Annotated in this window: 23 protein-coding genes and 1 pseudogene; 13 read left to right on the top strand and 11 right to left on the bottom strand. The window is 70.8% G+C overall.

The annotated features are described in order from the left end of the window. Positions 1-3 precede the first annotated feature (3 nt). A complete protein-coding gene (locus tag AB0I21_RS40275; protein WP_360568954.1) occupies positions 4-801 on the bottom strand; it encodes an ABC transporter permease in 798 nt (265 codons plus the stop codon). Beyond that, on the bottom strand, positions 798-1,646 hold the full coding sequence (locus AB0I21_RS40270) for an ABC transporter ATP-binding protein (RefSeq protein WP_360568953.1): 849 nt from the start codon (positions 1,644-1,646) through the stop codon (positions 798-800). The genes AB0I21_RS40275 and AB0I21_RS40270 overlap by 4 nt, the downstream gene beginning before the upstream one ends. A gap of 903 nt (positions 1,647-2,549) precedes the next feature. Between AB0I21_RS40270 and AB0I21_RS40265 the strand changes: the two genes are divergently transcribed. Beyond that, positions 2,550-2,918, top strand: coding sequence for a VOC family protein (locus AB0I21_RS40265; protein ID WP_360568952.1), 369 nt, complete (start codon positions 2,550-2,552; stop codon positions 2,916-2,918). Between the two features lie 66 nt (positions 2,919-2,984). Here AB0I21_RS40265 and AB0I21_RS40260 read toward each other — a convergent pair whose 3' ends face one another. Next, positions 2,985-3,491: an SMI1/KNR4 family protein gene (locus tag AB0I21_RS40260; protein WP_360568951.1), complete on the bottom strand. Its 507-nt coding sequence runs from the start codon at positions 3,489-3,491 to the stop codon at positions 2,985-2,987. 334 nt (positions 3,492-3,825) lie between these two features. Between AB0I21_RS40260 and AB0I21_RS40255 the strand changes: the two genes are divergently transcribed. Next, a complete protein-coding gene (locus tag AB0I21_RS40255; RefSeq protein WP_360568950.1) occupies positions 3,826-4,155 on the top strand; it encodes a hypothetical protein in 330 nt (109 codons plus the stop codon). A 258-nt stretch (positions 4,156-4,413) separates the two neighbouring features. Here the strand turns inward: AB0I21_RS40255 and AB0I21_RS40250 are convergent, their stop codons facing one another. Beyond that, complete coding sequence (locus AB0I21_RS40250) at positions 4,414-4,953, bottom strand: SMI1/KNR4 family protein (protein ID WP_360568949.1); 540 nt, start codon at positions 4,951-4,953, stop codon at positions 4,414-4,416. 67 nt (positions 4,954-5,020) lie between these two features. On the opposite strand from AB0I21_RS40250, the gene AB0I21_RS40245 reads away from it, so the two are divergent. Both AB0I21_RS40245 and AB0I21_RS40240 read left to right on the top strand, forming a co-directional pair. Then, positions 5,021-5,209, top strand: coding sequence for a hypothetical protein (locus tag AB0I21_RS40245; protein ID WP_360568948.1), 189 nt, complete (start codon positions 5,021-5,023; stop codon positions 5,207-5,209). A 28-nt stretch (positions 5,210-5,237) separates the two neighbouring features. Next, positions 5,238-5,684: a hypothetical protein gene (locus tag AB0I21_RS40240; protein WP_360568947.1), complete on the top strand. Its 447-nt coding sequence runs from the start codon at positions 5,238-5,240 to the stop codon at positions 5,682-5,684. Here the strand turns inward: AB0I21_RS40240 and AB0I21_RS40235 are convergent. Continuing rightward, on the bottom strand, positions 5,656-6,414 hold the full coding sequence (locus AB0I21_RS40235) for a class I SAM-dependent methyltransferase (RefSeq protein ID WP_360568946.1): 759 nt from the start codon (positions 6,412-6,414) through the stop codon (positions 5,656-5,658). The two genes, AB0I21_RS40240 and AB0I21_RS40235, sit on opposite strands and share 29 nt — an antisense overlap. A 40-nt stretch (positions 6,415-6,454) precedes the next feature. Between AB0I21_RS40235 and AB0I21_RS40230 the strand changes: the two genes are divergently transcribed. After that, a complete protein-coding gene (locus AB0I21_RS40230; protein WP_360568945.1) occupies positions 6,455-7,072 on the top strand; it encodes a hypothetical protein in 618 nt (205 codons plus the stop codon). A gap of 19 nt (positions 7,073-7,091) precedes the next feature. Here AB0I21_RS40230 and AB0I21_RS40225 read toward each other — a convergent pair whose 3' ends face one another. After that, positions 7,092-9,050 (bottom strand): translation factor GTPase family protein, encoded by a 1,959-nt coding sequence (locus AB0I21_RS40225; protein WP_360568944.1) that lies wholly within the window; start codon positions 9,048-9,050, stop codon positions 7,092-7,094. 135 nt (positions 9,051-9,185) lie between these two features. Then, on the bottom strand, positions 9,186-9,860 hold the full coding sequence (locus AB0I21_RS40220) for a hypothetical protein (protein WP_360568943.1): 675 nt from the start codon (positions 9,858-9,860) through the stop codon (positions 9,186-9,188). A 110-nt stretch (positions 9,861-9,970) separates the two neighbouring features. Here AB0I21_RS40220 and AB0I21_RS40215 point away from each other — a divergent pair, with 110 nt between their 5' ends. Then, on the top strand, positions 9,971-10,279 hold the full coding sequence (locus tag AB0I21_RS40215) for a hypothetical protein (RefSeq protein WP_360568942.1): 309 nt from the start codon (positions 9,971-9,973) through the stop codon (positions 10,277-10,279). A 1-nt stretch (position 10,280) separates the two neighbouring features. On the opposite strand, the gene AB0I21_RS40210 is transcribed toward AB0I21_RS40215, so the two are convergent. Together AB0I21_RS40210 and AB0I21_RS40205 are read right to left on the bottom strand one after the other, a co-directional pair. Then, the gene (locus AB0I21_RS40210; protein WP_344509999.1) at positions 10,281-10,673 is read right to left on the bottom strand and encodes a PPOX class F420-dependent oxidoreductase; all 393 of its coding nucleotides are present in this window, start codon (positions 10,671-10,673) and stop codon (positions 10,281-10,283) included. Continuing rightward, positions 10,666-11,349, bottom strand: coding sequence for a DUF899 domain-containing protein (locus tag AB0I21_RS40205; RefSeq protein WP_360568941.1), 684 nt, complete (start codon positions 11,347-11,349; stop codon positions 10,666-10,668). Before AB0I21_RS40205 ends, AB0I21_RS40210 begins: the two co-directional genes overlap by 8 nt. Positions 11,350-11,423: 74 nt before the next feature. Here AB0I21_RS40205 and AB0I21_RS40200 point away from each other — a divergent pair, with 74 nt between their 5' ends. Beyond that, the gene (locus AB0I21_RS40200) at positions 11,424-12,053 is read left to right on the top strand and encodes a helix-turn-helix domain-containing protein (protein ID WP_360568940.1); all 630 of its coding nucleotides are present in this window, start codon (positions 11,424-11,426) and stop codon (positions 12,051-12,053) included. Between the two features lie 266 nt (positions 12,054-12,319). On the opposite strand, the gene AB0I21_RS40195 is transcribed toward AB0I21_RS40200, so the two are convergent. Continuing rightward, positions 12,320-12,526, bottom strand: a complete 207-nt coding sequence (locus AB0I21_RS40195) for a hypothetical protein (RefSeq protein ID WP_360568939.1) — start codon at positions 12,524-12,526, stop codon at positions 12,320-12,322. Between the two features lie 170 nt (positions 12,527-12,696). Between AB0I21_RS40195 and AB0I21_RS40190 the strand changes: the two genes are divergently transcribed. From AB0I21_RS40190 to AB0I21_RS40165, 6 genes and pseudogenes are all read left to right on the top strand, one after another. Continuing rightward, the gene (locus tag AB0I21_RS40190; RefSeq protein ID WP_360568938.1) at positions 12,697-13,806 is read left to right on the top strand and encodes a histidine kinase; all 1,110 of its coding nucleotides are present in this window, start codon (positions 12,697-12,699) and stop codon (positions 13,804-13,806) included. A 24-nt stretch (positions 13,807-13,830) separates the two neighbouring features. Then, entirely contained in the window at positions 13,831-14,496 is a 666-nt protein-coding gene (locus AB0I21_RS40185; protein ID WP_360568937.1) for a response regulator transcription factor, read from the top strand. A gap of 114 nt (positions 14,497-14,610) precedes the next feature. After that, positions 14,611-16,014 carry a hypothetical protein gene (locus tag AB0I21_RS40180; RefSeq protein WP_360568936.1) on the top strand — a complete coding sequence of 468 codons (1,404 nt, stop codon included), beginning with the start codon at positions 14,611-14,613 and terminating at the stop codon, positions 16,012-16,014. 30 nt (positions 16,015-16,044) lie between these two features. Then, positions 16,045-16,422, top strand: coding sequence for a hypothetical protein (locus tag AB0I21_RS40175; protein ID WP_360568935.1), 378 nt, complete (start codon positions 16,045-16,047; stop codon positions 16,420-16,422). A gap of 533 nt (positions 16,423-16,955) precedes the next feature. Continuing rightward, complete coding sequence (locus tag AB0I21_RS40170) at positions 16,956-17,519, top strand: hypothetical protein (RefSeq protein ID WP_360568934.1); 564 nt, start codon at positions 16,956-16,958, stop codon at positions 17,517-17,519. Positions 17,520-17,531: 12 nt separating this feature from the next. Beyond that, positions 17,532-17,792: pseudogene (locus tag AB0I21_RS40165) on the top strand (DUF4253 domain-containing protein); the annotation flags it as partial. A gap of 424 nt (positions 17,793-18,216) precedes the next feature. Here the strand turns inward: AB0I21_RS40165 and AB0I21_RS40160 are convergent. Then, the gene (locus AB0I21_RS40160) at positions 18,217-18,642 is read right to left on the bottom strand and encodes a hypothetical protein (protein WP_360568933.1); all 426 of its coding nucleotides are present in this window, start codon (positions 18,640-18,642) and stop codon (positions 18,217-18,219) included. Positions 18,643-18,798 lie beyond the last annotated feature (156 nt).

Genomic DNA, 18,798 nt, shown 5'->3' with positions numbered 1-18,798 from the left:
CGTTCAATTGTCCTCCCGGCCGGTCCAGCGGAACGTCAGCAGACACAGCGCCAGCCCGACGATCACCCACGCCCCCAGCATGATGGCAACCCGGCCCAGTTCCCAAGACCCGGCGGGCTCGTTCGCGGCGAACGCGTCCGGCAGGAACACCGACCGCATGCCCTGCGCCATCCACTTGAGCGGGAACACCGCCGCGACCTGCTGCATCCACGCCGGCAGGTCGGTGAACACGAAGAAGACGCCCGAGATGAACTGCAGCACCAGCGCCACTGGGGTGACCACGGCCGGCGCCCGCTTGGCCTCCCGCGGAATCGACGAGAACGCGATCCCGCACAGCGTGCAGGCGGCGATGCCCAGCAGCGAGACCCACAGCAGCGTGAACCACTGCCTGCCCGTCGACGGCAGCGTCACGTGGAAGAACATGGCCGCGATCGCCAGCATGATGGCGCACCCGCCCACGCCGATGAGGTAGACCATCGCGACCTTGCCGATGAAGTACGAGCCAGCCGGCATCGGCGCACCGTACAGCCGCTTCAGCACGCCCCGGTCGCGCTCCATCGGAATCTGGATCGCGAGGGTCTGGAAGCCGTTGGTGAGCTGCGCGGCGGCGATCATGCCGGCCACGAAGTACTGCGTCAGCGTCACCCCGGGCGCGACGTCGACGCCGCCGAAGACCGAGCCGAACACGACCAGCAGCAGGATCGGCAGCGCGAAGGAGAAGATGACCGACTCGCGGCCGCGGAAGAACTGGCGCAGTTCCAGGCCGCTGCGCAGCAGCCCGAGACGCAGCGTGAGGGTCATGCCGTCTCCTGGATCATCGAGAGGTACGTGTCTTCCAGCGACGGCCGGGTGACCGTCAGCTCCGGCACCTCGCCGCCGAACCGGGCGACCAGGTCGGCCACGAACTTCGCCGGGGTGTCGGTGTCGTGCTCCTGCGGGCCGTCCGGGGCGGTCCAGCGGACCTTCGCCGCCGCGCTGCCTCGGCCGCCGAGCGTCGCCGGCGTGGCGACCGCCATCAGCCGTCCGCGGGCGATCACGCCGACCCGGTCGGCCAGCGTCTCCGCCTCGTCCAGGTAGTGCGTGGTGAGCAGGATCGTGGTCCCGCCCGCGGCGAGGTCCCGGATCAGGTCCCAGAACTCGCGGCGGGCCTGCGGATCGAAGCCGGTCGTCGGCTCGTCGAGGAACAGCAGCTCCGGCCGGCCGATGATGCCCAGCGCCACGTCGAGCCGGCGGCGCTGCCCCCCGGAAAGCACCTTGGCCCGGTCCTTACGCTTCCCCTGCAGCCCGACCCGTTCGATCACCTCATCCGGACGGTCGGCATTCGGGTAGTACTTCGCGAAATGCTGCACGACCTCCCGCACCGAGAGCTCCTCGAACTCGCCGGTGGACTGCAGCACGATGCCGATCCGGGATCGCCATCCCAGCGGGCGGCGCTGCGGATCGACGCCGAGGACACGTACCTCGCCGCCGCTGCGCTTGCGGAAGCCCTCCAGCATCTCGACGGTCGTGGTCTTGCCGGCACCGTTCGGCCCGAGCAGGGCGAACACCTCGCCCCGTTCGACGATGAGGTCAAGCCCGTCGACCGCATGGTGGGCGCCGTAGGTCTTGCGCAGGCCCTTGGCCTCGATGGCATATGCATCGGTCACGATCTCCATCGTGACCGGTCCGCGACGTCCGCGGGTCAACCGGTCGATGGACGCGCCCGCCCCCGCCCCTCGCGCCGCAGCCGAGGGCTCGAGGGACAGCAACTGCCCATTCGACGCCCGGGCCAGGGCAGCCATGACTCGGATCAGCGGCGATGCGGAGGCGGCAGCGACCGCTGCCCAACCGATCTCGTCAACGGAGCCCCACCGCGAACGGCTGAACCCGCTCAGCATGACTGGTGGCGTTGGGTATCCCCACCTGCCGCGATCCGATCGCTCGACAACGCATCGGGGCGGCAGCCCCATCCGCCAGACGTCAGCGAGTCTCAGTTGCTCTCTACGAGATAGATCCACTCGCTCGGTTGATCCTCGATTCCGTGCAGCCTTGGGATGCGTACGAGGCCGCCCTCGACATCCCGGGACGTCTCCTGGATGCGTTGGACTGGCTGCCGCACGTGGCGCGCTCTACGGGGCCTGGGCGGAGCTCGCGGACCTCTTCGAGACAGGCAAGACGCCGATCCCGGACGCGCACGCCGCCCTGCGGCAGGCAGCAACCGACTGGCTTGCAAGACCCGAGGATGACACCGAGGGGTCCGTTGAGACGTGGCTGGAACGGGCGCAGACCTTGACGCACCGGCTCCTTGACCGGGACGGCGACTTCTGGCACGGCCCCAAGTAGGAGCCGCACGCTCATGCCGCGAGTCACGCGCCGGCGTCCGGCCGCCACGTCACGCTTGGTGAAGCCAAGTGCTGGAGGCGGCGTTCGCTCGTGGCCGAATACAGTGCACCCGACCTTGCCGTGCGCCGTGAAGATTGCACTGCCGCGCCGCTGACGGCTTCACACCCGCGGACGGGCCGCGTCGATGCCCGAGATCGCGTAGTCTGGCCGGCATGCATCGTAGTCGATTGGCGAGTGTCGTCTTCGACACGCCGGTCGCGCAGGTCGGCCCGGAGGTGGATTTCTGGTCTGCGGCGCTGGGCACCCCGACCTACTCGCCTCCCAGCGAGGAGCAGTTCACCGCTCTCGTCGGCGCCGTCCCCGACTTCTTCACCGTCGTCCAGGCGGTCGGCGACGACCCGCCGCGCTACCACGTCGACATCGAGACCGACAACCTGACGGCAGAGGTAGCTCGCCTGACGGCGCTCGGTGCGGAGTCGCTGACCCGCTGGAAGGACGCCTTCGTGATGCGCTCGCCAGGTGGGCACCTGCTCTGCGTGGTGCCCGTGCACAGCGATCCCGAGACGTTCGCCAGAACAGCGCACACCTGGCCGTGACCCAGCCCGGCAATTGGCACGGCGCGCTGGGGTCTCCGGTCGTGCCGAACGTTGCGCGCCTGATCATCAAGAACGGCGATCGTCGAGAGCGCGGCGTTCCATGACGCGATCGGCAGGACTCTTCAGCCCTTTTTCGGCGATGAACTCCAGGAAGTCCGCGGCCACCGGCTCGTGATCCTCCTGGTCGTGGAAATGGAACCAGACCTGCTCGTGACAGCGCCCTTCGGTGACCGGGAACCCCCAGTAGTCGCCGGTGCCCACCGCCGCCACGGCGACGAAGTCACCCTCGGGGAACCATTCCTCGTTCTCCGACCAGACATCGCCGTACCTGGCCGGCTTTCCCGGCTCAACGAGCGGGAACAACTCGACGAAACCGAACACGCCACCGCCGTATCGCGTCATGAACACCTTGTATTTGTCCGGAAGGACGATGCCCATCCGACCCTCGACGAGCGCGATCACCTCAGGCGTGGAGACAAGCCCATCGACCAGCGCAAAACCATGCCGGGCCTGCTCCCGGGCCGACCTCTGCCGCAACGGCTCGGCCAGCATGTCGAACTCCGCAAAATCCACGCGCGAACCCTAACTCCGCCCTGCAGACAGCCAGCGCGCCGAGCATCGACCCGCGTGCGCACATCTGGCCGCAGTTCTCGCGCGTCGGCGGGCTTGAAGGTCGTCACGCTTCGTGGTGATCGCCCGTGCGTGTCGAACCGCGCAGCTGCGCACACTCGTGCCGATGTGCGCGCACCCGAGCGCGCCTGATATTGGTGATCTCGTTTCGGGGCGATGCTGATAAGAACCGGATGCGAGGAGGGCATGTGGAGCGCGGCGAACTTTGGTGGGCTCAGATCGACGAAAAGCGGCCCGTCGTGCTGCTCTCGGGGGGACGGGGCCGGAATTCCTGGCCATGCAGATCGTCGAACCCGCCACTGCGTCGCAGAGGCTCGGTTTCGTCCTGATGTCTGGCGAGCAGGCGGTCGATGTCGACGAGCGACGCAGGATCGTAGAGGAGGCCGGGCCGGACGCACGCGCCATCGGCATCGAGGTCTTTTTCGGGGCCGAGGAGGGTTTGGGGGAGAGCGGCGTGGTTCGCGTGGCGCTGCCCAAGGACGGAAAGATCTTCTGCACCTGGGAGACGACTGTCAGCGTGGAGTTCCTGATCGAGAAGATTGGCGTCCTGTCCCCGGCCAAGCAGCACGAGCTGGACATCGCCCTCTCGCTCGCCGGCCGGGAGTGATTACGCCTCAGCCTGGGGCTGCGCAGCCGTCCTCCGCCCGGCGTACAGAGGCCATCGATGCGCGACTCAGCCGACCATGCGCGTCGAACTCCACAAGTGGATCCGCTACAGCACGGCGACGGCGGTTGAACAGACGCACAAACGCAAACCGTACGCGACGACCTTGCTCCAGGAAGCAGCAGCCGACCGGGTTCCGGTGCGCGGTCATGCCGCCGTCCGAGTGCGAGAGCTGGTCGCGTCGCTGCCATGGACGGTCGGTCAGGTGCGCCAGGGCAGTAGGCCTGTCGGGTCGGTCAGGTGGGGATCGATGGACTGCACGAACGCTGCGTGGAATGGCCATCCTCGTTCACCTGTCTCGCGGGCGAGCAGGAAGCGAAGAAAATGCCACAGGTCGCTGGCGACCAGGTAGTCGATGCGGTCCGGATCGGTGGTGGTCTCGATGAACGCGACCCTGCCGTCGAGTGGGCCGTGCGTGATGAGCACGTACGTGTTGCCGCAGCCGTCGCCGGCGACCGGGAGCCAGCCTCGGTCGATGAACCCGGGGTGGTAGGACCTGCGGTGATCCATGTCGATGGGCCGCCGGTCGGCGCGGGCGCCGAAGACACCACCGGGGCCGATCACATCGCCGCGGCACACGCGCAACCACGCCACGAGCGGGGGCGGCAGGGTCAGGGCCAGCCGGCGCGCCAGGTCGGCGATCTCCGCGTCGTCGGCACCGCCCGCTGCCGCCTCATCCGGCGGTCGCGGCACCCGGGTGAGAAGGTCATGCACCTGAGCGACGAGGTCCTCTGTGTTCACCGCCCCAAGTCTTGCAACACCTCCAGGGACGCACGAGTCTGACCTGCCAGGCCTTTCGGTGCCGACGGTGGGATTCGAACTGGCGAACATCGAAACTCGCGGGGATCTTCGGGGCGTACGCAGTGTCGGGGTCGAGCGTGTCCATGGTCGCGAGTTGCTGCGTCTGGACTTTCCGGAGGGCTCGCCGGCCTCGACACTGTGGGTGCGCATGAAGCCTGACGTGGCGGTGCTCTGGTCGTACGACGGCACTGGCTGACGTGTCCGTGCGTTGTCATGATGAGGGTATGGACGGGGTGGGCCACGGGCTGCAGCAGGAGTGGGATGAGCACCTGGCCCGGGCGCGGTTCGACGACGCGAGGGCAGCGATCGAGGGACGGCCGCCGCTGCGGGGCGCGCTCGCCCTGGCCGCCCGCGGTAGTGCGCTCGGCGCGTTCCATCCGTTCAAGAGCCATGACGGGCTGTGGTTCTGTGCGACGCCTCTTCCCGGGGACGCTGAGGACATCCTGCCGGTCGGGATCGGGATCACGACGGACCCCGACGAGTACGTCGTCTGGTGGGAGCACCCGTTCCGTGCCGAGTCGGGGAGCCGCCAAGTGATCCAGCTGCTCACCGTCGACGTGGATGAGGCGGTCGGGCTGGCGGTGCTGCTGGCCCGCGCCTGGGACGGGGGAGTGTCCTTGACGCCTCCGCCGGGGGCGGAGGTTACCGGCGGCGGGCGAGGTGGGCGATGACGTCGGCGATGATCTCGACCGTGGGGGGCAGGGCGCGGAGGATCCGGTCGTACACCTGCTGCCGGGGCTGCTCGGGTAGTTCCAGGTACGCCGAGACGGTGGACAGGTAGCCGACGTAGTCGGTGGCGGTCATCGTCAGGCGGCGGGGGAGCAGCGACTGGCGCACGTCGTGGAACCATTCCGAGCGTTGCAGCTCGGTGCCGGGCCACTGCATGGCCTGCTCCGGGGGTGTGCCGTCCGGCGACGGGATCTCGTCGGTGTCGAGGAAGGGAGCGCGGGCGGCCTGTACCGCGGCCTCCACGGCGGGGTCGGCGAGCTGGACGGGGCCGCCGAAGTTCGCGAAGACGCCGCCCGGCTCCACCAGGTCGGCCATCCGCGACCAGCGGCCCTCCGGCGCGGTCCAGTGCAGGGCGGCGCCGGCGAAGACGAGGTCGTGCCGCGAGTCCAGCGGAAGGTCCTCGAACGCGGCCTGGACGGTGCGGACGTCCGCCGGCACGTGCCTGCGCAGCTCGGCGAGCATGGCGGGGTCGGGGTCGGTCGCCGTGACCGTCACGCCCGGGCGGGCGAAGCAGCGGGTGGCCTTGCCCGTCCCGGCGCCGATCTCCAGGACGGTGCGGACGGGTCTGCCGGCATACGTGAGGATCAGGTCGGCCAGCTCTGAGGGGTACTCCGGCCGGAACCGCTCGTAGGTCTCCGCCACCGACCCGAACCGCAACGCTCGCACCACCATGCCCGTCATCCTCACACAGCGCGGCCCTATGATCGCGGGCATGGGACTCGCGGTGACTGTCGGCAACCCGTGCATCGGCTATGACGAGGAGGGGGAGGAGCACTACCGGCGGCAGTTCGCGGGGCTCGCCGCCGCGCTCGCCGCGGAGGGGCACGCGTGGACGCCGCCGGACGGGGCGCCGCCGACCGGGCTGGCCCGGCCGTATGTGGGCAGCTTCCCGTACTCGTGCCTGCACTACCTGCGGCGGGCGTATGCGCTGCATGTCGAGGGGCAGCCGGTGACGCCGGTCGTCGACGGCGATCTCAAGGACGCGGACGGGTTCGTCGACGATGCCGCGTCGATGCTCGACTCGCACCTGCTGTGCCACTCCGACTGTGAAGGCTTCTACGTCCCGGTGCCGATCGCGGACCCCGTCTTCCTCGATGAGGGCCCGGGCGGCGGCATGGTCGGCTCCAGCCACGGCCTGCTCGACGAGCTGCGCCGGGTCGCCCCGCGGATCGGCGTCCAGCTCGACGAGGACGGTTCGCTGAGCGACGCGGAGGCCGACCGGCTCGGCGCCGAGGGCGACCCGTTCGAGACCGAACAGATGGTGTGGCTGACGCTGCACGAGGCGTGCCGCGTCAGCATCGCGTCCGGCCACCCGATCGTGTTCCACTGACACTGACACTGACACTGACTCACGCCGGGACCCGGCGCACGACCCGCAGCAGGTACGCCAAACGGTCGAGCGGGTTGTGATCGGTCCGGGCGCGGGCCGGCGGCGGGCCCGGCACGGGTTCGTAGCGGTCGAACGCGGACTCCAGCACGCCTTCGCCGCGGGTCAGGCCGGGCAGCCGGACCTGCAGCTCGTGCACCGCTGCCGCCGGGATGCCGCCCTCCAGGACGCAGGTCGCGCCCTGCGTGACGGTGCTCGACGGGACCGCGTGCAGGCGGGACAGGACGGGCAGCAGCGCGCCGAGCTGGTCGGCCGGGGCCTCGAGGTGGAAGCGGTGCACCGGCTCGTGCACCACGGTGCCGGCCCGTCGCAGCGCGGCCATGAGGACCAGCGGGGTGAGGCTGCGGAAGTCGTGTCCGGTGCTCGACATGCTCTTGTCGAACTGCTGGTGGGCGTGGCTCTGCCGGGGCCAGTACCCGGAGCGGGTCATCGTGACCGTGCAGTCGGCGACCTGCCAGCCGTGCAGACCCTGCTGGAGCGTGGCGGTGACGGTCTCCTGCACCGCGGTGAAGAACGCCGCCGGCATCGCGCCCGCCTCGACCTCCAGCCGGAACGTGACGCCGGCACCCGGTGGCGCCGGTTCGACGCGCAGGCCGATCGTGGCGAGGAACGGGTTGCCGTCCTTCTGCCCGATCTCCACTGCCTCGCCGGTGCCGGCGGGCCGCTCCACGCAGATCGTCGTGGTGTCCCGGAAGGTGACGTCGATGCCGTACTCCTCGGCGAGGGTCGCCTGGATGACCTCCTTCTGGACCTCGCCGTACAGCGACACCGACGTCTCGCCGCGCACGTCGTCGTGGCGGACGTCGATGAGCGGGTCCTGCTCGGCGAGCTGGGTGAGCGCCGCGTACAGCGCGCCGCGGTCACCGGCACGCACCGGCGCGACGACCGATTCCAGGCTCGGCGGCGCGAAGTGGTGCGCCGCCGCCCCGTGCGGCTCGCCGATCCGGTCGCCGATGCGCGCGGCGCCGAGGCCCCACACCTTGCCGATCCGTCCGGCCGTGAGGGCCCCTGACTCGGCCGCGCCGCCGTCGTCGAACACGGCGATGCCGGTGATCTTCTGTTCTCCGTCCGGCAGGTGTACGCGTTCCCGGGCGCGGATGGTGCCCGCGAACATGCGCACGTATGCGATCTTCTCCCCGGCCGGGCCGCGTTCCACCTTGAAGACGCTGGCGGATGCCGTCGCGTCGAGGTCACCTTCGGTCGCGGGCAGGTGCGTCACGATGCCGGCGGTGAGCGCGTCGAGGCCGGCGCCGGTGACCGCCGAACCGAAGTAGACGGGGTGGACCTCGGACCGGCGGGTCTGCGTGGTCAGCGCGTGCAGGACGCGTTCACGCGGCACCGCCGTACCGTCGACGAATGCCGACAACAGGTCGTCGTCGTGCTCCGCGAGGACGTCGAGCGGCGGCGGCGCCGGCACGAAGTCCGCCGCCCTGGTGCCCAGCCCGGCCGGGGCGCCCATCGGCACGATCGCCGGGGTGAGCCGCCGGGCGAGCTCGCGCAGGACGGCGTCGCCGCGCGCGCCGCCACGGTCGATCTTGTTGACGAAGACGATCGTCGGGATCCGCAGCCGGCGCAGGGTCCGCATGAGGATGCGGGTCTGCGCCTGGACGCCCTCGACCGCGGACACGACGAGCACCGCGCCGTCGAGGACGTGCAGGACGCGCTCGACCTCGGCGATGAAGTCCGGGTGGCCGGGCGTGTCGATGAGGTTGACGGTGACGTCGCCGATGGTGAACGACACCACCGCCGACTTGATGGTGATGCCGCGCCGGCGCTCCAGCGCGAGCGTGTCGGTCTGCGTGTTGCCGTCGTCGACGGAGCCGGGCTCGTCGATGACGCCGGCGGCGTGCAGGAGCCGCTCGGTGAGGCTGGTCTTACCGGCGTCGACGTGCGCCAGGATGCCGAGATTCAGGATGCGCAAGGGGCGTCAGGTCCTCGAGATAGGCGGTGATGGCCATCTGGGTGAACACAGACGCAGCTCGCATCCCCTGACTCCTTCGCTCTCGGACTTCTTCCCACCCTGGCCCGGCCACGGTGCCGCCGCAACCGGTTTAGCTCAATTCAGCGGGGCGTACCACTGGGCACCGGTGAGCAGGATGCGGGTGGACTGCTTGCGGTTCCACGTGACGTGCATGCCGTGCCTGCGCAGCACCGGGAAGACCAGGTCGTCCAGGAAGCGTTCCAGGTCCGCCCGGTACTGTGCCTCCTGCTCGGCCTTCGGCAGGGCCTCGTAGGCGTCCTCGTCGAAGTCCTCGGGCGGGTAGGCGCCGTAGCCGAGGTAGACCGAGCCGTTGGCGCTGGCGGCGAGGGATTCGGCGTCCTGCTGGTGGTACCAGAGGAAGCCGTGCCAGTGCCGGGAGTCGTCGCGCTCGTCGTCGATCTCGCCGGACGCGCAGGTGCCGCAGCAGCTGAAGTTCTCCCGCGCGACGACGCCGAGCTGGTTGAGCTCGGTGAACGCGGCGGTCAGGTTGCTCTGTACGGGACCCCACTGCCGTTGCTGGTCCAGCCGTGCGTCGACGGCGCGCTCGTAGGCGGCGGCGAGCTGGTCGTCGGTGAGGCCCGCGCGCCGCTCGTCGTCGTCGAAGTAGTCGACGAACCCGGCGGCGTCGTCGCGGCCCTGCACGATCCAGGACCAGATCTCGTCCTCGATCTCGCCGCGCTCGGGTTCGGCGACCTCGTCGGGCAGGAACCGGACGCCGGAGGGGCGGTCGTTGTAGGCCCATTCGCTCATGCGGGCGATCATGACATGCCGCCGCACATTGACATGGATGAGTCTAGACGGCGCGTGACGGAGGCGTTACAGTCCGACCGTTAATATTCCTAACAGTAAATGAGGTGGGTATGGGCACCAAGGCACGGCTCGCGACCGCGGTCACCCTCAGCGCGCTGCTCACGGCGGGCACGCTGGCCGCCACCGCCGGAGCGGCGAGCGCCGCCCCGACCGACTGCACCGTCACGTACGGGTCCAACTGGGCGCAGAGCCTGTGCACCGGCGGTGCCGGCGAACACCGCGTCTCGATGCTGCAGCAGCACTTCATGCCCGGCGCCGGCGGCATCATCTGCCAGGGCAACTGGGCGCCGGTGGGTGCCGTGTCCTACACCAGCTGCGCGAATCACACCATCGTGCGGGTCTGGGTCGACACCCGCTGACCTACCCGAACGACGGTGCCTGGGCGCGGTCGGGCTCGATGAGCAGCACCACCCGGTCGCTGCGCAGCGGGTAGGGCGCGCCCGTGTACTTGACGGCGATGCGGTCGATCACCCGCCACGCGTCGTCGCCGTCGAGGACCTCCGTGACGCGGCCGCGGATCAGCGCGGTCGCGTACGGCTGGGCGTGGTCGATGATGGAGATGGCGACCCGCGGGTCCCGGGCGACGTTGCGGGCCTTGCGCGACCCCGGCCCGGTGAGGACGGCGAGCCGGTCGCCCTCCCGGTCGATCCAGACGGGCACCGAGTGCGGCGAGCCGTCGGGCAGCAGCGTCGCGATGTGGGCGTAGTTGACGTCCTCGACCAGGCGGGCGACGTCGGCGTCGAGCTCAGGCATGGTGGTCTCCGTCTTCGTTGTCGTATTCGTCGTGCGGGCGCAGCCAGCCCATGGTCTCGGTCTGCGGCCAGCCGTCCGGCGAGTCCTCCCAGGTCTCCTGCCGCCCGAACGGCGTGAGGTCGAGCAGGTTGAAGTCCAGGCGCAGCCGGTCCACGCCGCGGCCGGTGGTCGCATAGGTGCGGAACACCTCGTCCCCGTCGCGGAGCAGGACACTGAGGGCGAAACCCTCGATGCCCAGGTCGGCGTGGAAGTCGTTGCCGTGGCTGGAGTACCACGGGACCGTCCACTCCATCCTGCGCCGGACCGGCTCGATCTCCGCCTGCGGCGCGCGGGCCATGAGGATGAGCCGGGTGTCGCGGGCGGCGAGGTGCGCCTGCGCGTGCGGGGCGAGGTTGTCGGTGAACGTGCTGCAGCCCGTGCACAGCCAGTCCTGACCGGGCGCCAGCATGAAGTGGTAGACGACGAGCTGCCGCCGGCCGGCGAACAGGTCGGTCAGGCCCACCTCGGTGCCGTCCGGCGCGGCGAACCGGTACTGCGTGCCGAGGCGCACCATCGGCAGCCGCCGGCGCTCGGCGGCGAGCCGGTCGAGGGCGCGGGTGAGCTCCTTCTCCTTGACCAGCAGCGCATCGCGCGCTGACTGCCACTCCGCCGGAGTGACGACCGCGGGCAGGGGCATGACGACCTCCCTCAGTAGGTTTCCTGAGGGAACTCTATCGCACAGAGTCTCCTGAGGGAACCTATAGTGGTGGAATGCAGCGCACCCAGTTCGCCGGCATGGCGTGCTCCATCGCCCGCACCCTCGACGTGATCGGCGAGCCGTGGTCGCCGCTGATCCTGCGTGACGTGTACGTCGGCATCAACCGCTTCGACCAGCTGCACGACGACCTCGGCATCTCCCGCAAGGTCCTCACGCAGCGCCTCGCCTGGCTGGTCGAGCAGGACGTGCTGGCCCGCCGGCAGTACTCCGACCGCCCGCCCCGGCACGAGTACGTGCTGACCACGAAGGGCCAGGAGCTGTGCGACCTGCTGCTCGTCATGGTCGGCTGGGGTGACCGCTGGACCGCAGGCGACGCCGGCCCGCCGGTCCTCTACCGCCACCACGCCTGCGGCGAGATCGCCCACGCCGAACTGCGCTGCTCCCACTGCGGCACCCCGATGCGCGCCACCGACGTCGACGTCCTCCCAGGCCCGGGGCGCCGCCCGGTGACCCACCCCCGCGCGTCCGGTCAGCCGATCCAGAGGCCGGTCAACCCGTCGGCGCGCGGCGCGGCGACCTGGACTCCTTCGCCCGCGAAGAGCTCCAGCTCGACGACCGACCCGCTGCCGACGTGCAGCACGACGCTGACGTCGCCCCCGCCGGATGCCGACACGGCGAAGTAGTCGTCGCGCCCGTTGGCGCTCAGCCGGGCGACCACGGCCGCGGGAACTGCCGGCCCGTCACTGCGCAGCCCGACCGAACCGCAGCCACACCGGCAGGCGGAGACCACGCGCACCGTCGTGACCTGCTCGCCGAGCTCAGCGACACCGGCGAACTCCACCAGCCGCACCACCAGGGCGCGCTCCGCCTCGGTGAGCGCCCTCGGCTGCGGCAGCTCGACAAGCTCCGGGACCGGCTCTGTCACCACAGCACGGTAACGCCGTCCCGGTCAGCCGCGGCGTGGCTGTCCACCTTCGGCCTTCACGACCCGGTCGCCGACCTCGAGCTGGCTCCACAGGTCCCGGTCGACCTTGACGTCCACGTGTGTCCCGTCGTCGAGCCGGACCTTCAGGCGCCGGTAGAGGTTGGAGCCGTCGAGCAGCCCGCGCGACTTCTTCGCGACGGTTCCGCTCCACGCGTTCTCGCTCGTCCTCATCGAAATCCCCCCTCGTGAACGACCACTTCGCAGCGGTCATGCATCAACCGTACGAATTCGCGGGACCGGGCACACCCGTCTCGAGACGGGTCTTGCGTCTACGACTTCAGGATGAGAGCCGGCAGCGGGACCAGCCCGCTCGGGCGCGGCCGCGGGTAACGTACGGCGGCATGGGGGACGGTTACACGGCGCGCTTCTCGCGGCGCTGGCGGGTCGCCGCCGCCGTGGGCGCCGTCGTCGTGTCGGCGCCGCTGCTCACGCCCGCACCGCTCGTCGTGACCGGGGCGGCCGGGCGGACCGTGACGGTGCTGCTCGTGCTCGCGCAGGCCGCCGGGTTCTGGTGGCTCGGGGTCCGGCACCGGCTCGGGACCACCGTCGTGCTCGCGGCCGCCGCCGGGCTGCAGGTGCTGTACCCCGGCGTGGGCCCGGGCCTCGCGTTCGTCGTCGTGTGCACGTACGCGTGGCTGCGACCCGCCACCGAGACGCTCTGGGTGCTGGGCCTCGCGGCGCTCGCCGCCTGCGGCCCGGCCGTCGCGCGCGGGCGCTGGACGCTGGCCGGGCTGTGGCTCGGCGGCGTCGTGCTCGCCTGGAGCTGGGGCGCGCTGGTGCGGGCCCGCGGCGCGCGGCGGCTCGCTGAGCGGCGGCAGGCCGTGCTCGAGGAACGGGCCCGGATCGCGCGTGAGCTGCACGACGTGCTCTCCCACACCGTGTCGGTCATGGTCGTGCAGGCGGCCGCGGCCGACGACGTGTTCGACGTCGACCCGGCGCGGGCCCGCGAGGCGCTGCGGCGCACCGAACAGGCCGGCAGGGAGGCCCTCGCCGAGCTGCGCTGGTTCCTGCGCTCCGTCCGGGCCGACGACGAGGGCGACGCCGGGGCACAGACGGCACCGCAGCCGGGCCTCGGCGACGTCGAGCGGCTCGCCGAGACGGTGAGCGCCGCCGGGCTGCAGGTGACGGTACACCGGGAGGACGCCGACGCCGTGGACGTGCCGCTGGCCGTGCAGCTGTCGGCGTACCGGATCATCCAGGAGGCGCTCACCAACGCGCTCCGGCACGCAGGCGCCGGCAAGGCCGAGGTGACGATCCGCAGCGGACCTTCCGAGGTGTCCGTCGAGGTCCGCGACGACGGCCGCGGCGGCTCCGGCACCGGCGCCGGGCAGGGCATCCCCGGCATGCGGGAGCGCGCCGCGCTGCTCGGCGGCACGCTGCGGGCCGGGCCGGCGCCCGGCGGCGGGTTCGAGGTGGCGGCGCGGCTGCCCACGAAGGAGCAGCACCGATGAGCGCGGCGCAGCGGAGGTGACGACATGACGATCAGGGTGCTGATCGCCGACGACCAGGCGCTCGTGCGCTCCGGCTTCCGGATGATCCTCGAGGCCCGCGACGACCTCGAGGTGGTCGGCGAGGCCTCCGACGGCGAGCACGCGATCCGGCTGGTCGAGCAGACCCGGCCCGACGTGGTCCTCATGGACGTGCGGATGCCGGGCCTCGACGGCGTCGCGGCCACCGAGCGGCTGACCGGCCGGCCCGGCGCCCCACGGGTCATCATCCTCACCACGTACGACCTCGACGAGGCGCTGTACGCGGCGCTGCGGGCCGGCGCCAGCGGGTTCCTGCTCAAGGACGTCCGCCCGGCCGACCTCGTCGAGGCGATCCGGGTCGTGGCCCGCGGCGACGCCCTGCTGGCGCCGAGCGCGACCAGGCGGCTGCTGGACCGGTTCGCGGCCACCGACGTGACGCCGCCCGCCCCGCACGGCGCCCTGGAGCAGCTCACCGAGCGGGAGCGGGAGGTGCTGATGCTGCTGGCCCGCGGCGCCACCAACGCCGAGATCGCCGAGCGGCTGGTCGTGACCGAGGCGACGGTCAAGACCCACGTGTCGTCGATCCTGCGCAAGCTCGGCGTCCGCGACCGGGTCCAGGCCGTCGTGCTCGCCTACGACCTCGGGCTGGTCCGGCCCCGCCCCTCCGCCTGATGCTCGCCTACGACCTAGGACTGGTCCGGCCCCGGCCCTCCGCCTGAAGTCGCAGACGCGGGACCGGTCGCCGGATGGAGGTGCGCCCGCCGCCGCGTTCCTAGCGTCGGTGGCATGATGACACCGCAGCAACGCCGGGCCGTTCGTGTCGTCGTCGGCCTGCTCGTCGCCGGTCTCGCGCTCGGTCTGGCCTTCGCGGCGCTGACCCTGCTCTTCCGCGGCGACGTCCTGGCGTACCAGGAGAGCCGGCACCCGCACGCGGACCGGGCCGAGCTCGCCCGCACCCTGTGGACCAGGCCGATCCCGATCCTCGTCGTCGCCGGACTGTACGTGTGGGTGGCCCGTCAGCTGCTGGCCGGCGCGCACCGCGCCTACCGCCGGGTCCGCATCGTGTCGGTCCTGGGTTTCGTCGCCGTCGGCTGGCTGCTCGTGTCGGCCGAGTACCCGGCGTGGCTGCGCGCCGTGCAGGGCGTCCAGCTCGCCGTCCTCGCCGCGCTCATCGCCGCCGTCAACCGGCCGGTGGCCCGCGCCGTGTTCCCGCCGGTGCCCGACCCGCGCCCCCGCAACCGCCGCGCCGCGCTGCTGCTGGCCGTCCTCGCACCGGTCGCCGCCGAGGTCACGCTGGGCACGGTGCCGCTGCGGCTGGCCTGGGCCTGGCTGGTCTTCGCCCCCGTCTACAGCGCCGGCGCCCTGTTCGCGCGCGAGGTGGTCCGCCGTGCGGGTGGCGGCTACCCGCACCTGCTGCTCATGGGCGTCGCGTACGGCCTGCTGGAGGAGGGCCTGGCCCTGCAGAGCCTGACCAGCCCGCACCTGTACCACGCCGCCGACTGGGCGCCGCGGCTGTTCGGCGTCAACACCGCCTACGCGGAGCTGAACCTCGTCTACCACGCGGTCTTCAGTATCGCGGTCCCGGTCGCGCTCACCGAGCTGTGCTTCGCGCGCCACGGCACGGCGCCCTACCTGCGCCGCGGCGGCGTCATCGCGGCCGGGGTCGTCACCCTCCTCGGTGCCGCGCTGCTGCGGGTCGCCGTGCCGCCGAGCGAGGATCCGGGGTACACGATGCCGCTGCCCGCCGTCGTGGGCGTCGCCGCCGCGATCGCCGTCCTGACGCTGCTCGCCCTGCGGGTGCGCGTCCGCCCGGCGCGCCCCGCCACGCCACCGCGGCCCGCCGTCCTGGGCGCCCTCACGGCGGTGACGGCGCTGGTCTTCCTCGGCGCGATCTGGCCGTTCGCGGGAGCGAGGCAGCCGCTGTTCACCCACGGCGCCTGGGCGCTGCTGCCGATGGCCGGCGCGGCCGCGGTGGCCGCCGCCATGTTCGTCGCGCTGCGCCGCTGGTCCGCGGCCGGCGGCTGGACCTCCCACCACACCGTGGCGGCGTGCACCGGGGCACTCGCAGGTCACACCGTCTTCGGCCTGATCGGCCACGCCGACACCCTGCCGGACCGCGCGTACCTCACCGTGGTCACGGCGCTCACCGTCATCGCCGGCGTCGCGGCCGCGAGGCGGCGGTCTGCGTGAAACGGCTGGTGTTCACTGCCGCCGGTGTGGATGATCGCCGGCATGGACGAACGCGGTGCCGGCTCGCTGCCGGTGTGGTTCAGCGCGACGGCGCGGTTCGCCCTGTACACGGAAGACGCCGGCTACTACCTGCCGAGCGTGTCGGTCTACACGTTCAAGGCCACTGATCACGCGGGCGCGCTTGGCCGAGCGCTGGAGCTCGGGCGCGCCGCGGAACAGGCCTACGTCAACGCGCACGGTGTCCGCGTCCGTGTCGCGCTGGTCGAGGTCGAGTCGATCAACATGATCGGCGACGACCTCGACGGCGCCGAGGTGTTCTGGTGGCCCGGCGAAGAGCAGGACGCATCTCCCTACGCATGGGACCACACCTTCACACCCGAACGTTCGACGCAGCACACCGCCCTGTAAGCAACCGATTCCGGTCTGAGCCGAAAGGACTCCATCAATGGCCAGCCAGCACAAGCCGCCGACGGTAGTGAAGGCGCTGTTGTGCGGGCGGGCGCCGCTGGGTGACGAACGGTTCGCCGGGACCCTGCGAGGATGGTTCAAGACGTGACAGCGGGGCCTTCACTTTGACCCGCGATCGGGTTGGCCGGCGCCCACACCGCAGTGCGGACCGGCGGGCGGACGAGTGTGCCGTCGTTACACGAATGACTGCTCGGCGAAGCTGGGTCCGCCACGCTCGGCCATCGTGAGCATCTGTCGTCCAACGTGCCGTGGTGGTAACCCGGAGTCTTCATGCGGCAGCGCGATCATCGCGCCATCTTCCACGACTACCGCCGTCCGCGATGCCCGGCAACGACCAAGCGCGCCGTCAGCGGCTACTTGACAGCGCACGTGATCTCAAGGCAGGCTGCTTCGCCCACGGTCTGGCCATTTGGTTGCGGTCGCAGTTCTCCGCGCGCCTCGCGGCGGGTCTCCGGTTGCCTATGCTCCCTGGCATGTCTGGATCTTCCGAACTGCCCCGTCTGCTGGCGGCGCTTCCTGATGCGCTCGCTGCTGCGGGCGTCGTACTCCCGGAGGGCCGCCTGGTGTACTGCGAGGAGGGCGAAGACGATCAACCAGCCATGTGGGTCAGCGACGGTCCTGCCACAAGGCAGTTGTGGACCGCGTTACGTGCCGCACATGAGAAGTCCGGCCTGTGGCCGCTGCTGCTTGACCACCTCCGCGGTGACACCGCCCGCCCGTGGGACGACGGCGAGCTGTGGCCGGCCGACATGTCCGACCCCGGCGCGTGGGACGCGCAGGCCTTGATGGCCGGCTGGTGGGCCGACCACACCGGCATCGACGACAGTGACAACCTGTCGCCGGCCGAGCGTCTCGCCGTCACCGCTCCATACGGGCAGCGCTGGCCCGGCGTCGCCGCGCCGCAGCCGGCCGGTGACGATCCTGACCTGCACGCCGACGAGTGCGTGAGCGTCATGCTGGCCGACGACCCCGGGCTGCGGCTCGGCCTGGTCGCCACCGCCCGTGGCACAGACTCCATCACCGCAGCCGGATGGTAAGGCCCGGCGAACTACGACAACGACATGGCGAAGCTCTCCGCCGTACTGCGCTCCTGGGAACACCGGTTCGCCACGCGCGTCATCGGCGTCGGGTTCGCCGAGCTCTACCTGAGCGTCGCAGCCCCACCGACCAACCACGCCGCCGCCCTCAACATCGCGGCGGAGCACTTCGCGTTCTGTCCCGACAACGTCTGGCAGGGCAGCGCACCGGACCTCACCAGCTACGCCAGCCGACTCATCGATGCGCCGATCTGGTCATTCTGGTGGGACTGAGGTTCCGCCGTCGGCAGCGAGCACGCGACGCGCCGTCAGCGGCCAGATGCGGATGCCCTGAATTCGGGCTCAGCCAAGGGCGGAGGGCCGTGGTGTGAGCGTCAATATCGGCGCTATGGCGGTGAGGTCTACGACTGGGATGGACGGTGCGGCGAGGTTCACTGCGGCCCCGCAGTTGAGGCCTTGTCCGGTGTACGGGTACCGGCATCCACGCAGTATGAACGAATGTGGCACGGTCGTCGCGTTCGCGGCTACCCACCCGCGCAACGCCCTCAATTCGGCACAAGGGCGCGCCGGATGCTCAGGACATGCGGGGTGGCTCGACGTACATAGCGTGACGAACGCCCAGCGAGGCACCACGCGCGGTCGGCGGCCAGATGTGCGCACGGCCGTGACCACAGCGGCGCGAACGTGGGATCGTCTGTCAGAAACCTCGAAAGATGCCGTCCGCATCTGTTGATCGCGCGAATTCGAGGTAATCCATGTTCGCGAGTGACAGGTTGTTCTGGATCGACTGCACCTGCCGGGCTAAAGCCCTGAACGGCTCAGCATCGACCCATGCATTGAGGTTGACAACCAGGACGGGATGTCCGGATGTGGACGCGGCAATCGTGTCGACCACGAACAGAACCGGGTGCCGGTACCGGTGCGGGTAGTCGTGCGGGTACGAGTTTGCGATCACCGCCTCGCTCAGGCCGTTCAGCGTTCGGTCCTCGACGAACTCCACGTCAGCGCCGAAGCCCTCCTCGGTCGGCTCTGCAATCTCGACCTTGACACGTTCCCAGACGACGTTTTCGCCGAAGTCTGCACGGACGACCGGAACGCTCGATGTCTTGGGCAGCTCAGCCACACAGACAGCCTATCCACCCACCGCGCCGCGCGGAGTACGAGCTCGTTTCGCCGACCCGCAGCTGATGGCTGGGTGATGATGGCAGCCACACATCACCGTGCGTCACGCGCGGCGATGAACACCGGTACGCGCTCGCCGCGGCAGATCCGGACGGTC

The sequence above is a fragment of the Dactylosporangium sp. NPDC050588 genome (assembly GCF_040654975.1).
Taxonomy (GTDB): Bacteria; Actinomycetota; Actinomycetes; order Mycobacteriales; family Micromonosporaceae; genus Dactylosporangium; species Dactylosporangium maewongense.
Note: the sequence above shows the minus strand (reverse complement) of the source record. Positions and strands in the feature narration are given on the sequence as shown.